This is a genomic window from Glycomyces sp. MUSA5-2 (assembly GCF_037034145.1).
Classification (GTDB): Bacteria; Actinomycetota; Actinomycetes; order Mycobacteriales; family Micromonosporaceae; genus Glycomyces; species Glycomyces artemisiae.
This window is the reverse complement of sequence record NZ_JBAGKG010000005.1, coordinates 397,285-413,854: the sequence shown is the minus strand read 5'-3', so window position 1 is coordinate 413,854 and position 16,570 is coordinate 397,285. Positions and strand designations below refer to the sequence as shown.

Here is a 16,570-nt window from a genome sequence, read left to right as displayed (position 1 = left end):
AACGGGCGGGCCGCTGCTAGCGTGGGAGTTGAGAGAACTTCACGATGCTCGGTCGGCACCGATCCGCAGGATCGGCGGCCCCGGGTCCAACCCCGCCGGTCACCGCGGCGGGGCACCGGACGGACCTCCGGGTCCGGCTCACCACCGGTGCCGGGACCGATCGCCTACCGCGCGGCCGCCCCCGAGCGGCCGGCCAGGAACACGACGACGCGGCTCGCGCCATCTACCGTCGCGTCGACCGCGGACCGGCCGCACGTCAAGCGGGCCGCGCAGGAGCGGACGCCTCCAGCGGCGGACGCGGCCGAGCGGATGCAATGCCGTCGGGGTACCGCGCGCTCAGACCCGGGCGGCATTGCTACGCATCGGGGACCGCGGCCGCCACGGGCGCCTCGGCCCGCTTCGCCCAGCGCACCAGCCACCACACGACGAGCACCGCGGGCAGGCCCTTGAGCATGATCCCGCCGAGCACCCCGAGCGAGCCGAGCCCCAGCCCGTCGCGCAGCAGCGGCGAGTTCCACACCGCGTGCAGGACGATGACGGCGCCGACCGCGCCCGCGGCGATCCACGCCGACCGCGCGGTGCGGCGGGTCGCAGCGTAGGCGATGCCCGCCCCGGCGATGGCGGTGAAGATCGCGTGGCTCCACAGCCCCGCGAGGACGCCGCGGACGATGAAGACGGCGACGACCGGTTCGACGACGTCCCCGGCCCGGTTGATGACCGTGTTCGACATCGCGAACGCGTAGCCCTCGACGATCTGGAAGCCCACGCCGCAGAACGCGCCCAGGACGATCCCGTCGAGGACCCCGTGCAGGCGGCCCCAGAAGATCGCGACGACCAGGACCACGCCCGCGGTCTTGACGACCTCCTCGACGACCGGCGCGGCCAGGACCGGCGCCCACCGCTCGGCCCACGCCGGGCCCCACGCGGTCGCGAACAGGCCGTGGAGGGCGCGGGACCCGAACAGGGACGTCATGACCGCGACGGTGGCGCCCCAGGCGAGGCCGATCGCCAGGCCCGCGCCCGGCAGGGCGAGGTGCCCGGCGAGGCGGCGGCGCATCACCAGGAACGGGACGGCGAACAGCGAGAACAGGACGAGCGCGGTCGTCCCGGCGCGCGGATAGGCGAGGGCGACGGGGAGCGTGTTGTACAGCAGCAGGATCGCGGCCGCGCCGATGAGGAGCGCGGCCGTCCACTGCACGGGGGAGGCGGGGTCGGGGCGCGGCATCAGGCGGCCCCGAAGGAGAGCTGGGCGATGAGCGCGTCGATGCGCTCGACGGTGTGCGCGTCGAGGGACGCGCCGCGGGCGGTGACCTCGGCCCTGGTGTCCCCGTGGACGAACGCGCACGCGAACCCGGCGCCGGTCTCGGTGGTGAAGGAGCGCCCGGCGCCCTCGACGCCGTCGGCGGCGCAGTCGCGCGGCTCGGTGAGGCGCACGCCCGGCTGGACTTCGAGGAGGCGGGCCATCTCGGCGGCCAGGTACTCGGCGTCGAAGCCGTAGGGTCCGGCGACGGCGATGTCGACCTCCGCGTCGCCGACGATGAACTCGGCGCGGCCGGACTCGGGCCGGTAGTAGCCGGGGCGCATCCGGGTGTCCTCGGGGGCGGTGAGGGTGACGCCCGCGAGCGCGAACTGCTCCCCGCCGACGTCGACGGTGGGGGAGACGGCCTTGTTGAGCAGGGGGACCCCGAGTGCGAACACCAGGACCGCGGCGGCGACGGCAGCGGCGACGGCGAGGCTCCTCAAACGGGACACACCGCAAGCGTCCCATGTGATCCAGGCGAGTGCATCCGTAATGCCCGGGGAAGACACGGGCGGGGCCGGAGCGAAAGCAGCGAACGCCGGGGCGGGCGCGGGACGGGCGGGGACCTGCCGGCCGGGACCTGGTTCAGGGGTCCTGCGGCCGGCGTCTCCGCGGTGCGGTCGCGCGGGCGCGGGCCCTGAGGGAGGGCCCGCTTCCCGACCGGCTGAGGGCCGGCGAGCCGGCGACTGCGGCTTCGATGGGGCGGCGGCCGGAAGGGTGGTCCGGCCTCGGACTGGTTCCTCATGCCTCGTCGCCCGGTCGGTGGCGGGAGGCGGTCGTACTCGGTGCTGCGGCTACTCCGCGGCTTCGCGCTGCACGGGGATGTCCCCGTTGATGAGCGCGCGGATCTCGGACTCGCGGTAGCGGCGGTGGCCGCCGAGGGTGCGGATCGCGGAGATCTTGCCGGCCTTGGCCCAGCGCGTCACGGTCTTGGGGTCGACGCGGAACATCGCGGCGACCTCAGAAGGGGTGAGCAGGGCCTCGGATTCCACCGGAAGGTTCAGCTCTGTCGTCATCGTTCGTTCTCCTCCACACACGGGCTGCGAATCACCGGCTGCCGAGCCTTGATTCGTTCCTTCTGCAATCGTCCGGCCTGTCGTAGATGTCCGACATAGGCCGAACGGCCGATTTTGCTTGGACTTTCCGCTCGGTCCGCTCATCCGAGTGATCACTCCACAAGCGAACGACCTGGTCGCGGGGCCCGCGGCCGCGCGGAACGCGAGGTCAGTTCAGGCGTTCCGCGAGACGACGATCACGCCATCGGTCGACAAGGCGCGCATAGCATTCCTGCGCGTCCTCGGGCTCGGAGGCGCCCAGGTGGTCGAGGGCCTGCCAGGTCAGGTCGACGGAGTCCTCGTCGCGGAGCTCGTCCGCGTCCATCCTGGAGGCGATCCCGCCGTAGTCGAGCTCGACGACGGAGTCGCGGTGGAACCCGTCGAGCCAGTGCCCGGTCTCGGCGAGGGCCTCGGCGAGCTCGGCGCCCTCGCCGAACTCGGCGCGCACCAGGTTGCGGGCGACGGCGAGGCCGCTGCGGGACTTCGCGATCGGGGTGCGGTAGCGCAGCTGCACGAGGCCCGGCTGGATGACCAGCTCGCGGTCCTCGGGGCGCACGCACGCGAACCAGCGCAGCGGGACCGACCAGGTCGCGACGTGCTCGTGGGCGTCGGCGGGGGCCTCGCGGCGGTCGGCGCCCTCGTCGAGCGCGACGACCTCGGCCGCGGAGGCGAGGAACTCCGCGGGGAACAGGGCCTCGGCGACGGCCTCGGGAGTCAGGCGCCGCACCTCCAGTGCGGCCGAAGCGATCCGGTAGCGCAGGTTCCACGGGCACACGAGCGGGTCGGCGCCGCCCCTGTCGATGACGTACGCGTCGCGCCCGAAGGAGGGGACGCCCCGCCAGGGCCATCCGATGCGCTCGTACAGTGCTTCCCGTCGGACCCTCGGGCCGTCGAGCGGGTCGACCGCGCGCCCCGACGCAGCGTACGCGCGCCAGTACCCGGCGTCGGCGAACGCCGCGGCGGGCTCGTAGACGCGCAGATAGGACGCGCTCGGTGCGTACACGAGCCAGATACTTCCATATCGGCATCCTGCCTGCCTTGAAGGGCAGGGCTCCCGGCTCGCGGTCGGACGGCGCCGACCACTCACGGACGGGTTCCTCGTTCCTCCGCTATCGCGGGTTCCGGGCCGCGCCGGGCACGCCCGGTCTCACCGGCCCTCCGGAGGCGTTTCGGGTCTCCGCATGCCTTGCGGCGACCAGTCGTCTTCCTTCGTTCCTGATGTTGGCCTCGGCGTTCCCGTCGCGGTCATGGACCCCACCGCACCCGCACGCCCACCGCCGCACCGGCAGGCCCGCCTGCCCTCGCGGGCCGGTGAGCGCCCCGCAGGCGGAGCACAGCTGCGTCGAGGGGAACCAGCGGTCGACCCGCACGAACGTCCTTCCCGTGCGCAGGGCCTTCGATTCGAGCAGGACGAGGAACCTGCCGAGCGCGGCGTCGTAGACCGACTTCGCCGCCCGGCCGCGGGCGAGGCCGCGCACCGGCAGGTCTTCGACGTACACCGCTTGGTTCTCGCGGAGGATGCCGATGACCTGCTTGTGCAGCCAGTCGTCCCGTCGGTTCCCGATCGCCTCATGCACCCGTGCCACGGCGATACGGGCCTTCTCAGCGTTGCGGCTTCCCTTCTGCTTGCGGGCGAGCGTGCGCTGCGCCTTCTTGAGCCTGCGCTCCATCGCTCTGAAGAACCGCGGATTCCCGATGGCCCTGCCGCCGCGGAGGACCGCGAAGTCCTTCAACCCGAGATCGATGCCGGTCTCCTGGTCGACCGGATCGAGGAGTTCGGCGCCGTCGTCGACCGCCACGACGAAGCTCGCAAAGTACCTGCCGGCGGCCGTCTTGACGATCGTCACCGAGCTGGGCTCGGCGGGAAGCTCCCGGGACCAGGCGACCCGGATCTCGCCGATTTTGGCGAGGTGGAGCCGCCCGGTGTCGCGCAGCACGAACCCGTTGCGGGTGAAGCGGGCCGTCTGCCGGTTCGACCGGCGCTTGAACCTCGGCGGCCCCGTCCGCGCACCCGCGCGCGTTCCCTTGAGCGAGTCGAAGAAGTTCCGGTAGGCCCGGTCGCAGTCTCGGACCGCCTGCTGGAGCGGGATGTTGGAGACCTCGGTCAGCCAGGCGCGCAGTTCGGTGCGCTTCGCCTCGGTGATGAACTGCCGCTGGAGCAGGGAGCCGGTGGGGTACGGTTCGCCGGTCTCGTGCGCGCGCTTCCTCGCTGCGACCGCGTCGTTGTACACCACACGGACGCATCCGAACAGCCGCGCGAGCGCGGAGCGCTGCGGGGCGGTCGGACACAGCCGGAACCGGTAGCGGAGCTGCACCGGGCGAAGGCTACGGGAGGGGTGCGACATCCGGCCGCCGCTCGCGGAGCCGGGCCTGGCCCGCGGGCCGCCGGTCATATGCTGGTGGCGTAGGCATACCCGCGCTACGACGAGGAAGCGGCCGCGACCCGGCCGCGCCCCTGGGGCGCCGCCCGGCGCGCACCGCGCTCCGGGGCCCGAACCCCTAGAGAAGAACTGGAGAGCAAGCCATGAGCATCTTCGACGCGACCGGCCACGAACAGGTCGTGTTCTGCCACGACCCGGACACCGGGCTCCGGGCGATCATCGCGGTGTACTCCACCGCGCTCGGCCCGGCCCTGGGCGGCACCCGCTTCTACCCCTACGCCTCCGAGGAGGAGGCCCTCACCGACGTGCTGCACCTGTCGGAGGGCATGGCGTACAAGAACGCGATCGCCGGGCTCGACCACGGCGGCGGCAAGGCCGTCATCTGGGGCGACCCGGAGACCCTGAAGAGCGAGGCGCTGCTGCGGGCGTACGGCCGGTTCGTCGAGTCGCTCGGCGGGCGGTACGTGACCGCGTGCGACGTCGGCACGTACGTCGAGGACATGGACCACATCGCGCGCGAGACGCGGCACGTGTCGGGCCGCAGCCCCGAGGCCGGCGGCGCCGGCGACTCCTCGATCCTCACCGCGTTCGGCGTGTTCCAGGCGATGCGCTCGGCGGCGCAGCACCGGTGGGGCGCCGTGGACCTGACCGGCCGCACCGTGGGCGTGGCCGGGCTCGGCAAGGTCGGGCGCCACCTCGTCCCCCACCTCGTGGAGGCCGGGGCGCAGGTCGTCGCGTGCGACGTGAACGACGCGGCGATCCGCTGGACCCAGGAGCACTTCCCGCAGGTGCGGATCGTCGCCGACGCCGACGAGCTCATCGCGTCGGGCATCCACGTGTACGCCCCGTGCGCGCTCGGCGGGGTCCTCGACGAGGACGCGCTGAAGACCCTCGACGCCGAGATCGTCTGCGGCGCCGCGAACAACCAGCTGGCCGCGCCGCACATCGCCGACGAGCTGGAGCGCGCCGGGATCCTCTACTGCCCCGACTACGTCGTCAACTCCGGCGGCGTCATCCAGGTCGCCGACGAGTACGACGGCGCGTTCGACTTCAAGCGGGCCGAGCGGCGCACCGCCGGGATCTTCGAGACCACCGGCCGCATCCTCGACCGCGCCAAGGGCGAGGGCACCACGCCCGTGGCCGCGGCGAACGCCCTGGCCGAGGAGCGCATGGCCGCCGTCGGGCGGCTCCAGCGGCTGCGCCTGTTCCGCTGACCCGCGCCCCCGCCGCACGGATCCTATAGGATATAGGAAATATCCTATAGGATCCGCCTATGCGGTGCGCGCACAGCGTCATCACGTCCATCCGGACAGTGAGAACGAATCTCGCGATTCGGGCGGATGTTCGTCCCCGTCTGGTGGTCATCGCCGGTAATCTGTGGCATCCAACTCACGGCCCGGGATGCAGTCGGGCGCTGCGAGCCTGTACCGTAGGAGCCACGAAGAGATTGCAAGCATTCCGGGGCGCCGCAATGGCTGCCCCGATGATTTCTGTGCGAGGGGGTCGAGCCATATGGGGCGCGGCCGAGCTAAGGCAAAGCAGACCAAAGTGGCCCGGAAGCTCAAGTACCATGCTCCGAACACCGACCTGCGCGCGCTGGAGCGCGAGCTAGGGAGCGGTCGTGAGGACGAGGTCGACATTGAGCCTCCTTCTGAAGAGGAGGAGCCGGACCCTTATGCCGCTTATGCCGACGATCGGTACGACGGAGACGAAGACGATCTCCGCGAGGATGACTGGCTCCCGCCGAAGAAGCAGTTAGCGCTGCGGCCCACGGGGACGCCGCCGGATCGTGCGAGCACGACGAGGCGCTGAACCAGGGCAAGGCGGGCCCGCCCGACCGATCTCCGCAATCTCCATATCCAGAACGGGCAGGCGCCTCCACTGCGCCCGCCCGGCTCCCGCACCCGCCGCGAGGCCAGGGCAGGGGGCGGCCCTGGAGCAAAGACTCGGATGTCGGCGCGGACGACGCGATATCCAATATGCACGAAGAGAGGCGGCGCGACCGCGATCTTGTAGGAGATCCGGTCGCGCCGCCTCTTCGGCTGCCCGGGGGCGGCTACTGCTGCGGCGCCTGGGGCCACTGGTTCTGCTGGGTCTGCGGCGCGGCGGCCGGCGGGACCGCGGGCTGCTGCCCGGTCGGGTACGCCGGGGGCGCGGCGGGCGCCGCGGCGGGGACGGCCTTCCCGGGGACCAGCAGCGCACCGGCGGTGAACAAGGCGTACGCGCCGACCAGCAGGAGCGCGCCGATCCACGCGGACGCGTCCGAACCGGACGAGCCGTCGGGCAGCGACAGCAGGTCGTACAGGAACCCGGCGAGGAACACGCCCGTCCCGGCCACCGTCAACGACTTCCAGAGGGAGCGCAGCTTCTCGCCGCCGAACAGGGCCAGCGCGAACATGACGATCACCGCGGTCAGGACCGACGGGAGCCCGAACAGGCTCGCGGCGACGTCGACCTGGAGGTCGGTGCCGTCGCTGGTGCCGGTGATAAGGCCGGACAGGGCCAGGGCGCCCAGGCCGGAGAGGCCGAGGATCGCGGGGACCGAAGGGACGCCGAGCTTGTCGAACAGCGACGGGGCCGGCGGGGCGTAGGCCGCGTACTGCTGCTGGGCCTGGTACTGCGCCTGGGGCGAGGCGTAGGGGGCCTGGGGGTAGGGCTGCTGCGGCTGGCCGGGCTGGCCGGAGACGGGCTGCTGCGGGTACCCCGCACCTGATTGCTGTTCACTCATGCCCTCATCATGCCCTGAGCGGGCAAATGGGCGCACCCGGGTTGCGGAGCCCGGAAGGTCCGGGGCGGGTCCGGCGCGGATTCGCGGGCCCCAACGGCAGCGGCCGCCGCGGCGGAACCCGTAGGCTGGAGCCATGTCGCAGCGTCTCCGTCCCGTTTCGCCCATCTGGGTGGCGGGACGTCCCCAGCACGGCGAGGAGGAGTTCTTCGTCACCCACCCCTTCGACGAGTCCCCGGTGGGCGCCACCTCATGGGCGACCGCCGGGCAGGTGGAGGCGGCCGTGGCCGCCGCCTCGGGAGCCGCGGCTGAGTGCGCGGCGCTGCCCGCGCACGTGCGGGCCGAGGCCCTGGACCACGTGCGGCGGCGCCTCGACGAGGAGGCCGAGACGTGCGCGGAGCTCATCACCGCGGAGTCGGGGAAGCCGATCGCGTGGGCGCGCATCGAGGTGCGCCGGGCCGTGTCGGTGTTCCGTTGGGCCGCAGAAGAAGCGCGTCGGTTCGGCGGCGAGGTGCAGCGCCTCGACACGGACGCGTCCGCGGAGGGCCGCATGGCCCTGGTGCGGCGGTTCCCGCGGGGCCCGGTCCTGGGGATCACGCCGTTCAACTTCCCGCTGAACCTGGTGGCGCACAAGGTGGCCCCGGCCGTGGCGGCGGGCTGCCCGATCGTCCTCAAGCCCGCGCCCGCGACGCCGCTGTCCTCACTGCACCTCGGGGCCTTGTTCTCGGAGACGGACCTGCCCCCGGCGATGCTGTCGGTGCTGCCGGTGCCGAACCACCGGGCCGACCAGCTCGTGGAGGACCCCAGGCTACCGGTCGTGTCGTTCACCGGCTCGGGGCCGGTGGGGCACCAGATCCGCAAGAAGGTCCCCGGCAAGCACGTGACGCTCGAACTCGGCGGGAACGGGGCGGCCCTGGTCGCCGCCGACTACCCGAAGCGGGACTGGGCGGCCGAGCGGATCGCGGTGTTCGGGAACTACCAGGCCGGGCAGTCGTGCATCGCGGTGCAGCGGGTGTTCATCGAGGCGCCCGCGTACACGGACATGGCGGCGCGGATCGTCGAGCAGGTGAAGGCGCTGCCGTCGGGGGACCCGAACGACCCCTCCTGCAAGGTGGGGCCGCTGATCTCCGCGGAGGCGGCCGAGCGGGTCCAGTCGTGGATCGAGGAGGCCGTCGACGAGGGCGCGAAGGTCCTGTGCGGGGGCGGGCCGCGGCGGGGCGCGCTGGTGGAGCCCACGGTGCTCGCCGATGTGCGCGCGGACGCGAAGGTGCTGCGCGAGGAGGTGTTCGGGCCGGTGCTGGTGCTGGCGAGCGTCGACAGCTTCGAGGCGGGGCTGGCGGCGGTGAACGACTCGCGGTTCGGGCTCCAGGCGGGCGTGTTCACCGACCGGCTGCCGCAGGCGATGCTGGCGCACCGGACCCTGGACGTGGGGGGCGTGGTGATCGGGGACGTGCCGTCGTTCCGGGCCGACCAGATGCCGTACGGGGGCGCGAAGGCGTCGGGGACGGGCCGGGAGGGCGTGCGGTCGGCGATGCTCGACTACACGGTCGAGCGGGTGCTGGTGCTGCCGGACGTGCTCTGATCCGGGTGCGGGGGCCGCAAGCGCCCGCGAGGTGCGTCACCTCGCACCGGTGACGGGCCGGGCCGTCCGGTGCGGTTCCGCCGCCTGCGCTGCGAGTTTCCTTCACAGGTTTGGCCCTCCGCGCGACGGCTGTTGACAAAGCGCTATAGCGTGGCTTGCATGACGGTCCCTCCCAATTACGGCCCACCGCCTGACCAGCCGCAGACGCCCGGTTACGGCTACCAGTCGCCGTACAACGGCGGCCAGAGCCCGTACGGGGGCCAGCCGCAGCAGCCTCCGCAGTACGGCTCCGCGCCGCAGTTCAGCGCCGGGCAGGCGGGCGGGGGCGGGCAGCCGCCGTACGAGCCGCCGACGTCGTTCGGGCCGCCGCTGCCGCCGCCCGAGCCGCCGAAGCGCAACTACGCGCTCATCGGCGGCGTCATCGTCGGGGCGCTCGTGCTGATCCTCGGCGGGGCGCTGCTGGTCGTGATGAACCTGAACAAGGACGACGACCCGGTGGCGGGCGGCGACGAGACCACGCAGGAGGAGTCGCCGTCGGACGACGCGAGCCCCAGCGAGGAGGCCACGACCGAGGAGGAGCAGACCGACTCCGAGGTCGGGATGTGCCTGCCGTACGAGCCGGTGATCGCCGACGGCGGGTACGGCGACGGCCTGGAGCTGGTCGACTGCTCCGACGCGACGGCGTTCTGGGAGATCACCGCCCAGTCGTACGACGTCACCGACGTGCCGGTCGACGACGAGGGGAACCTGACGGACTTCACGGCCGCGAAGGCGCTGTGCGGCGACGACTGGGCCGTGCTCCACCCCGGCGAGCTGTGGACGAACTGGCACTACGTGTACTCGTCGGGGACGCTCGACTCGCTGTACTGCATCAAGGCGACCGGCGCGGCCGACCCGAGCGAGCCCGAGAACACGCCGTACGTGCCCGCCGAGGGCGACTGCTTCTACGACGCCGACTCGTGGTGGACCGTGGACTGCTCCTCGTCGCTGGCGCAGTACGTGGTCGTCGGCGTCGTCAACATCGACGAGCCCGTCGCGATGACCACCGACGAGGCCGCCGACCAGGCGACCTGCGGCGGCTCCTGGTACTGGCAGGTCACCGACCCGGAGGGCCGCACGTCCGCGATCCTCTGCGGCGACGACGTCTAGACACCGTCAAGATGATCTAGGCACTGGCAAGACGGACGGGGGCGGCCTGCGGGCCGCCCCCGCTCCGCTTCCCGGCTCCGCATCCCAGACATGGAACGACGGCGGCGCGACCGGAAACGGTCGCGCCGCCGTCGGCGTCAATGGGGACTAGCCGAAGCGGCCGGTGATGTAGTCCTCGGTGCGCGGATCCGCCGGGTTGGAGAACAGCCGCTGCGTCTCGTCGAACTCGACGAGGAAGCCGAACCGCTCGCCCGCCTCGTCGACGTCCGCGGAGTAGAACGCCGTCGCGTCGGAGACGCGCGCCGCCTGCTGCATGTTGTGCGTGACGATGACGATCGTGTAGTCCTTGACGAGCTCGTTCATGAGCTCCTCGATGCGGGCCGTCGCGATCGGGTCGAGCGCCGAGCACGGCTCGTCCATGAGCAGGACCTCCGGCTGCACGGCGATCGCGCGCGCGATGCACAGGCGCTGCTGCTGACCGCCCGAGAGCGCCAGCGCGGACTTCTTCAGGTTGTCCTTGACCTCGTCCCACAGGGCCGCGCCCCGCAGCGCCTGCTCGACCCGGTCGGCCAGGCCGTCCTTCATGCCGTTGATGCGCAGGCCGTACGCGACGTTGTCGAAGATCGACTTCGGGAACGGGTTGGCCTTCTGGAACACCATGCCGATGTGGCGGCGCACCGCGATCGGGTCGACCCCCGAGCCGTACACGTTCGTGCCGTGGAAGGTGATCTCGCCGGAGACCTTCGCGCCGGGGATGAGGTCGTTCATGCGGTTGATCGACCGCAGGACCGTGGACTTGCCGCAGCCCGACGGGCCGATCATCGCGGTGATCTGGTTGCGGGCGACCGGCAGGGAGACGTCGCGGACCGCGTGCGCCTTCCCGTAGTGCACGCCCACGCCCTTGAGCTCGATGACGGTCTCGGTGGCGACCGGGGAGGCCGCCCGGCCCTGGGCGGCGAGGCCCGCGATGGGGGCCTTGGCCCTGGTGCCAGTCTCGTTCACGGTCACGCGTGCTCCTATCACCGATCGTCAACCGCCGTTAACGTGTCCTGCCCTCATGGTTCGCCATCGAGGTGCACGACGGGGGGCCAACAGGTGAACTGGCAGTGAACGGGACTGCGTCGGCGGTCACTCCGCGGACGGGCGGCGCAGGCGCGGCTCAGGCGTGCTCGGGCGGCAGCAGCTCGTCGTTCGGGTACCCGCCGAGCAGGTCGTCGGAGGCGGTGAGCGTGAACGTGTCGCCGACCGGGACCGCGCCCAGGTCGACCGAGCCCGCGACGTCGCCGTCCTCGGCGAGCTCCATGAGCATCCCGCGGATCACCGGCGCCGGGACGCCCGCGTCCTCGGCGAGCGCCGCGAGCGACACGTCCACCGTGGCGGACTTCGCGTTCCCGGGCAGCACGAACCGGCCCTCGTCGTCGAACTCGTAGTCGACGCCGCCGACGCGCCTGATCGCGATCGCCGTGAGCTCTTCGAGGTCGCCGCGCTGGTCGGCGGCCTCCTCGATCGCTTCGAGCTTGTCGAAGGAGAGCACGTCGAACGGGTTGATGTACAGCTGCGGGGCGACGTACAGGCCGCCGTCGCGCTGCTCGGACCGGTACAGGCCCAGGGCGAGGAGGAATTCGAGGAGGTCGCGCACGGTGTGGGGGACGGGCAGTCCGGCGCGGCGGCAGTGGGTGGTGAACGTGTCGATGCGCTCGCTGCGCTCGGCGGTGGCCCGGTCGTACTCCTCGCGGGCCTCCTTCTCGACGACCTCGGGGGAGGCGCCCAGGTGGTGCTCGGAGGCCTCGGCGATCCAGTCGTCGACGTCGCCCGGGTCGCACCAGACGGGCTCGTTCCAGATGTCGTCCTCGGGGAAGGCGTCGGCCCACCATCCGGCGGGGAACGGGTTGAGGGAGGGGACGGTGCGGAACAGCTCGATGCTGCACGGCATGATGCGGATCCACGCGGGGTGCATCGGGGCTTGGACCGGGCCGGACTCGTCGCCGAAGGGCCGCTCGAAAGATTCCACGCATCGACCGTATCAGCGCAGGGCGACGGCGCTGAACCTCCGGGACGCGACTTCGCTTTCAGCGTAGCGGCGGGTTCAGGGGCCGCCCCGGCGCGGTGATGCCAGGTGTTGCTCAGTGCCCGTTGAGTGCCCGTTCGACGGCCCGCCCCCGCTCGGTTCGCCCTCGCGGGCGGACCCGGGGGCGCGCCGGCGCCGGGACGGCCCTCGCGCGTCGGGCTTGCCGGCTCCGGTGCGGGACTCGCCCGCTGCCGGAGGGACGCCGCCTGCCGCGTCCGGGCCGACGTTACTCCGATCGATACCGGTGGATATCGACCGATCGGCCGGGTCCGGCTATCCGTTCGATCGAATACCGGAGAGGTCCGGTTCGAACGAGGCGAGCGACGCAACGTGGTCGGGGGTGAGGTATTCGAGGGTGCGGACCTGCTGCTCCAGCATGCGGCCCACGGTGACGATCTGGTCGGCGGCGTTCAGCACCAGCCAGTGCTCGTATTCGGCGTAGCGCTCCTCGACGTCGGCGATCACTGAACAGTCCTCCCTGATGTGCCCTGTGGATGGTGCGATCCGGAACAACCTATTGCGCCGCGAGCCGTCCGCGGATTCATGACACACCCGCGGCGGCGGAAATAGCGGCGTCCCCGGACCGCCCTGTTCAGGATCGCAGCACGAGTTTCAGCGTCGACACCCCGTCCCCCGTGATCTCCACGGGCACGCCCCAGTCCTGGCGGGTGAGGTGGCACGCGGGGTGCTCGGCCTCGGCGTCGCAGGTCGCGGCCTGCGCGACGACCTGGAGGACGCCCTTCTCGATGCCGTCGGCGAGGACGAGCTCGCGCGTCAGGTCCTCGGTGCGGCCCGCGCCCTCGGCGAGGAGCTGCGGCGGGTCGGCGGACACGGTCACCTGGACGGGCGAGCCGTACGTGTAGTCGAGCTTCTGCCCTTGGGCGGGCTCGAAGAGCACGTCGAGGCGGACCCTGCCGGGCGCGACCCTGGTGCGCTTGCGGGTGACGCGGTGGTGCTGCCCGGAGACGGCGGCTTCGGAGAGGTCGGGCACGGCGAGGCGGTGCGCCGCGGACTCGACCACGACCACCTTGCCCCCCAAGGCGAGCACGCCGCTGGGCTCGGCGAGGCCGGACGCGAGGGTCGCGACCTCCCCGGTGCGCGGGTCGTAGGCGCGCAGGGCGCCGTTGTAGGTGTCGGCGACGGCGACGCGGCCGTCGGGGAGGACGGCGACGCCGAGGGGGTGCTGCATGAGGGCGTCGGCGGCGGGGCCGTCGACGTGCCCGAAGTCGAACAGGCCCTGGCCGACGACGGTGTGCATGGCGCCGTCCTCGACGTACCGGAGCGCCGAGGTCTCGGAGTCGGCGATCCACAGGCGGGCGCCGTCGGCGGCGAGCCCGGAGGGCTGGGCCATCCACACCTGGTCGAGCGGGCCGTCCTTGAGGGACTCGACGGTGGTCCCGGCGTAGGGGGCGACGGTGCGGGCGACCGGGTCGAAGGCCCACAGCTGGTGGATCCCGGCCATGGCGACCACGACGCGGCCGTCGTACCAGGCGAGGTCCCACGGGGAGGACAGGTCGACGTCGAGTGCGGCGTCGGTGCCGTTGTCCATGCGCCACTGGCTCCCCGTGCCCGCGACGGTGGTGGTGAAGCCGGTGGCGAGGTCGACGCCGCGCAGGAGGTGGTTGACGGTGTCGGCGACGACGAGGTCGTATCCGGCCGCGGCGGCGACGTCGGCGGGGAGGAGCACGAGGCCCTGCGGCTCGTTGAACTCGGGGGCGGCGCCGTCGGCGCGGCCCCGCTCGCCGGTCCCGATCACCGTCTTGACGGTGGAAAGATCGGGGGCGAGGCGCACGAGGCGGTGGCGGGCAGTGTCGCTGACGAGCACGTCGCCGCCGGGGAGGGCGATCGCCTTGCCGGGGAAGCGGAGTGCGGTCTCGGCGGGCGGGGCGGCCACGTAGGGGCTGCCCTCGGGGTCGAGGTTGCCCTTGGCGGCGTGGGTCTCGACGAGGCCGCCGATGATGCGGTCGAGGGCTTCGGCGTGGCCCTCACCGGCCATGGTGGAGACGACGTAGCCCTCGGGGTCGACGACGACGAGGGTCGGCCAGGCGCGGGCGGCGTAGGCGTCCCAGGTCTTCAAGTCGGGGTCGTCGAGGACGGGGTGCTCGACGCCGTACCGCTCGACGGCGGCGGCGAGGGCCTGCGGGTCGCGCTCGTGCTCGAACTTCGGGGAGTGGACGCCGACGACGACCACCGCGTCGCCGTACTTCGCTTCGAGGGGGCGCAGCTCGTCGAGGACGTGGAGGCAGTTGATGCAGCAGAACGTCCAGAAGTCGAGGACGACGATCTTGCCCTTGAGGCTGTCGAGGTCGAGCCGCGCGCCGCCGGTGTTGAGCCAGCCGCGGCCTTCGAGCCGGGCCGCGCGCACGCGCGACTGCGCCTTCGGAACCACTGCCTTCGAAGCCGCCGCCTTCGGAGCGGGCTTCGTGGCGGCGGCCTGCGGGGACGCGCCGTCCGGGGTCGCGGCGGCGGAGGGCTGAGCGCTGGAGGACTCGGTCACGGCCCGAGCCTAGCTCGCGCGCACGTCCCAGCTCCCCTGCTCGGCCCGTTCGCGAACGAGACTCACATACAGCGGCGAGGGCCGGTGGCTTCCCACCGGCCCTCGCCGTGATGTCGTACCCCCGCGGTATTTTTGCACCAGGGGTCCCTTAGACCGGATTTATCGCCATAAAGCGGGATATCAGCCGGTTTGCCGGGTAGTTATTCGTCCGCAGGGGACTCGGTGGCCTCGCCGCCGCCGTCGCCTTCGTCGGTGCCGCCGAGGAGGCTCAGGCAGTAGACGTCGTCGCCGACGGTGAGGGTCTCGCGGCCCGCGTCGGCGCATTCCTGGCCGTCGCCGACCTTGTCGACGATCTCGTAGTCCTCGCCGTCCACGGCGTCGGCGCAGTCGACGGCCTCGGCCTGGTCGCCGGAGGTGTGGCGGACGCAGCCGCCCTCCTCGAACTTCGGGGCCGCGAACAGCAGGAAGTAGACGCCCACGGCAGCCGCGATCACGACCAGCGCGCCCACGGCGGCGAGGATCGGCACCAGGCCCTTCTTGCGGCCTCCGCCGCCGCTGGCGGCGGCGGGCGCGGGCGGGTACTGGCCGGCCGGCGGCACGGCGCCGGTGCCCGGCTGCGAGTACTGCGGGGCCGCCTGCGGCTGCGAGGGCTGCGCGGGCGAGCCGTACGCCGACGGCGGGGCCGGCGGCTCGCTGTACGGGTTGTGCGCGCCGATGATGAGCTTCTGGGTGTCGTCCGACTGGGTCGGCGGCGGGCCGGCCGGCGGCTGGTACGCCGACGGGGGCTGCTGCTGGTACGGCTGCTGCGGCTGCTGGTAGGGCTGCTGCACCGGGGGCGGCGGCGGGACGGCCGCCGGGCCCGGCTGCTGGGCCTGGTTCGCGAGCGGGTTCGGCGGGGGCGAGGGCCACGCCGCCGGATTCGCAGGAGGCTGGGCCGCGGGCGAGGGGCTCGGCGCTGCCTGCTCGCCGTACGGGGCCGGGGCGTTGAAGCCCGAGATGCCCTGCGGCGGCAGCACCTGGGTGCTCTCCTCGACCGGGTCGGCGACCGGCTGCTGCGGCTGCGACGGGCCCAGGCGCAGGATCTGCGTGCCGTCCTCGTCGAACTGCGGGCCCGGAGGCGGCGACTGGGGCGCGGGGGCCTCGTACGCGGGCGGCGGGACCTGCGCGGGGGCGTCGGCCGCCGGTGCGGGCGGGACGTCCGCTTCAGGGGACGCCGGGATCGTCTGGGTCGCGCCCTCGTCGACCGAAGGGGCCTCGGGGGCCGCCTGCGGCGCTTCGGGTTCCGGTGCGGCCTCGGCCGCCGGCGCCTCGGCGGGGGCCTCGGACGCGGGCTCGGGAGCGGGAGCCGGAGCGGCCTCGGCCGCGGGACTCTCCGGTTCGGCGGGCGCCGGGTCGGCCGGGCCCGCGTCGGCGGCGGGCTGCTCGGCGGCGGCGCTCTCAGGAGCGTCGCCCTCGGCGGGACTGCTCTCGGCCGCGCTGCTCGCTGCGGCGCCGCCCTCGGCAGCGCTCTGCTCTGCGGCGCCCGTTTCGACAGCGTCCTTATCGACAGCGCCCTCGTCGTCGGGGCCCTTTGCTGGCGGGTTGCCTTGCTCGGAGGTCACGGCTGCTCCTCAATGCTGCTTCCGGCCTGGCGTCTTGGGGGCACGCCAGACGGCAACACGGTACCGCAGCGGCGCCAACGATCACTCGACAGGGTTAAGCGGGCACGGGAAACGCGGCCGTGCGGCAGAACGGGAGGAAAGGGAAAGCGCCCGGAGGGCAGAGAAAAGGCCGGGCGCCAGCTGTTGCCCACCCCTCATGGCAATAGCGGCGC

15 protein-coding genes are annotated in these 16,570 nt (G+C 72.7%); 4 read left to right on the top strand and 11 right to left on the bottom strand.

The features are described from left to right. Window positions 1-355: 355 nt before the first annotated feature. From WA640_RS18390 to WA640_RS18370, 5 genes are all read right to left on the bottom strand, one after another. A complete protein-coding gene (locus WA640_RS18390) occupies window positions 356-1,225 on the bottom strand; it encodes a PrsW family glutamic-type intramembrane protease (RefSeq protein WP_335989472.1) in 870 nt (289 codons plus the stop codon). Next, entirely contained in the window at window positions 1,225-1,752 is a 528-nt protein-coding gene (locus WA640_RS18385; protein WP_181245636.1) for a hypothetical protein, read from the bottom strand. The genes WA640_RS18390 and WA640_RS18385 overlap by 1 nt, the downstream gene beginning before the upstream one ends. Before the next feature lie 342 nt (window positions 1,753-2,094). Next, complete coding sequence (locus tag WA640_RS18380; protein ID WP_106362672.1) at window positions 2,095-2,316, bottom strand: BldC family transcriptional regulator; 222 nt, start codon at window positions 2,314-2,316, stop codon at window positions 2,095-2,097. Window positions 2,317-2,524: 208 nt separating this feature from the next. Next, window positions 2,525-3,358 carry a hypothetical protein gene (locus WA640_RS18375; RefSeq protein WP_335989468.1) on the bottom strand — a complete coding sequence of 278 codons (834 nt, stop codon included), beginning with the start codon at window positions 3,356-3,358 and terminating at the stop codon, window positions 2,525-2,527. A 106-nt stretch (window positions 3,359-3,464) separates the two neighbouring features. Further along, complete coding sequence (locus WA640_RS18370; protein WP_335989467.1) at window positions 3,465-4,670, bottom strand: RNA-guided endonuclease InsQ/TnpB family protein; 1,206 nt, start codon at window positions 4,668-4,670, stop codon at window positions 3,465-3,467. Between the two features lie 209 nt (window positions 4,671-4,879). Between WA640_RS18370 and WA640_RS18365 the strand changes: the two genes are divergently transcribed. Together WA640_RS18365 and WA640_RS18360 are read left to right on the top strand one after the other, a co-directional pair. Continuing rightward, window positions 4,880-5,950, top strand: coding sequence for a Glu/Leu/Phe/Val dehydrogenase dimerization domain-containing protein (locus WA640_RS18365; protein ID WP_335989465.1), 1,071 nt, complete (start codon window positions 4,880-4,882; stop codon window positions 5,948-5,950). Window positions 5,951-6,248: 298 nt separating this feature from the next. Then, window positions 6,249-6,548, top strand: coding sequence for a DUF3073 domain-containing protein (locus WA640_RS18360; protein WP_106362675.1), 300 nt, complete (start codon window positions 6,249-6,251; stop codon window positions 6,546-6,548). Between the two features lie 244 nt (window positions 6,549-6,792). On the opposite strand, the gene WA640_RS18355 is transcribed toward WA640_RS18360, so the two are convergent. Next, window positions 6,793-7,464, bottom strand: a complete 672-nt coding sequence (locus WA640_RS18355) for a hypothetical protein (protein WP_106362676.1) — start codon at window positions 7,462-7,464, stop codon at window positions 6,793-6,795. 133 nt (window positions 7,465-7,597) lie between these two features. Here WA640_RS18355 and WA640_RS18350 point away from each other — a divergent pair, with 133 nt between their 5' ends. Together WA640_RS18350 and WA640_RS18345 are read left to right on the top strand one after the other, a co-directional pair. Next, window positions 7,598-9,043 carry an aldehyde dehydrogenase family protein gene (locus tag WA640_RS18350; RefSeq protein ID WP_335989463.1) on the top strand — a complete coding sequence of 482 codons (1,446 nt, stop codon included), beginning with the start codon at window positions 7,598-7,600 and terminating at the stop codon, window positions 9,041-9,043. Window positions 9,044-9,202: 159 nt separating this feature from the next. Continuing rightward, complete coding sequence (locus WA640_RS18345) at window positions 9,203-10,192, top strand: resistance to Congo red protein (RefSeq protein WP_106362678.1); 990 nt, start codon at window positions 9,203-9,205, stop codon at window positions 10,190-10,192. A 147-nt stretch (window positions 10,193-10,339) separates the two neighbouring features. Here WA640_RS18345 and pstB read toward each other — a convergent pair whose 3' ends face one another. From pstB to WA640_RS18320, 5 genes are all read right to left on the bottom strand, one after another. After that, window positions 10,340-11,200, bottom strand: a complete 861-nt coding sequence (pstB, locus tag WA640_RS18340; RefSeq protein WP_106362679.1) for a phosphate ABC transporter ATP-binding protein PstB — start codon at window positions 11,198-11,200, stop codon at window positions 10,340-10,342. A 151-nt stretch (window positions 11,201-11,351) separates the two neighbouring features. Further along, complete coding sequence (locus WA640_RS18335; RefSeq protein ID WP_106362680.1) at window positions 11,352-12,203, bottom strand: DUF6042 family protein; 852 nt, start codon at window positions 12,201-12,203, stop codon at window positions 11,352-11,354. 330 nt (window positions 12,204-12,533) lie between these two features. Beyond that, window positions 12,534-12,725, bottom strand: a complete 192-nt coding sequence (locus WA640_RS18330; RefSeq protein ID WP_335989462.1) for a hypothetical protein — start codon at window positions 12,723-12,725, stop codon at window positions 12,534-12,536. A gap of 127 nt (window positions 12,726-12,852) precedes the next feature. Next, complete coding sequence (locus WA640_RS18325; RefSeq protein ID WP_442904787.1) at window positions 12,853-14,649, bottom strand: NHL domain-containing thioredoxin family protein; 1,797 nt, start codon at window positions 14,647-14,649, stop codon at window positions 12,853-12,855. Between the two features lie 308 nt (window positions 14,650-14,957). Continuing rightward, window positions 14,958-16,358: a hypothetical protein gene (locus tag WA640_RS18320; RefSeq protein WP_335989458.1), complete on the bottom strand. Its 1,401-nt coding sequence runs from the start codon at window positions 16,356-16,358 to the stop codon at window positions 14,958-14,960. Between the last annotated feature and the right edge of the window lie 212 nt (window positions 16,359-16,570).

What these genes read in the sequence shown, in the direction of transcription:
- WA640_RS18390 (WP_335989472.1), bottom strand. Translation starts at nt 1,225, where the DNA reads ATGCCGCGCCCCGACCCCGCCTCCCCCGTGCAGTGGACGGCCGCGCTC.
- WA640_RS18380 (WP_106362672.1), bottom strand. Translation starts at nt 2,316, where the DNA reads ATGACGACAGAGCTGAACCTTCCGGTGGAATCCGAGGCCCTGCTCACC.
- WA640_RS18365 (WP_335989465.1), top strand. Translation starts at nt 4,880, where the DNA reads ATGAGCATCTTCGACGCGACCGGCCACGAACAGGTCGTGTTCTGCCAC.
- WA640_RS18360 (WP_106362675.1), top strand. Translation starts at nt 6,249, where the DNA reads ATGGGGCGCGGCCGAGCTAAGGCAAAGCAGACCAAAGTGGCCCGGAAG.
- WA640_RS18355 (WP_106362676.1), bottom strand. Translation starts at nt 7,464, where the DNA reads ATGAGTGAACAGCAATCAGGTGCGGGGTACCCGCAGCAGCCCGTCTCC.
- WA640_RS18350 (WP_335989463.1), top strand. Translation starts at nt 7,598, where the DNA reads ATGTCGCAGCGTCTCCGTCCCGTTTCGCCCATCTGGGTGGCGGGACGT.
- WA640_RS18345 (WP_106362678.1), top strand. Translation starts at nt 9,203, where the DNA reads ATGACGGTCCCTCCCAATTACGGCCCACCGCCTGACCAGCCGCAGACG.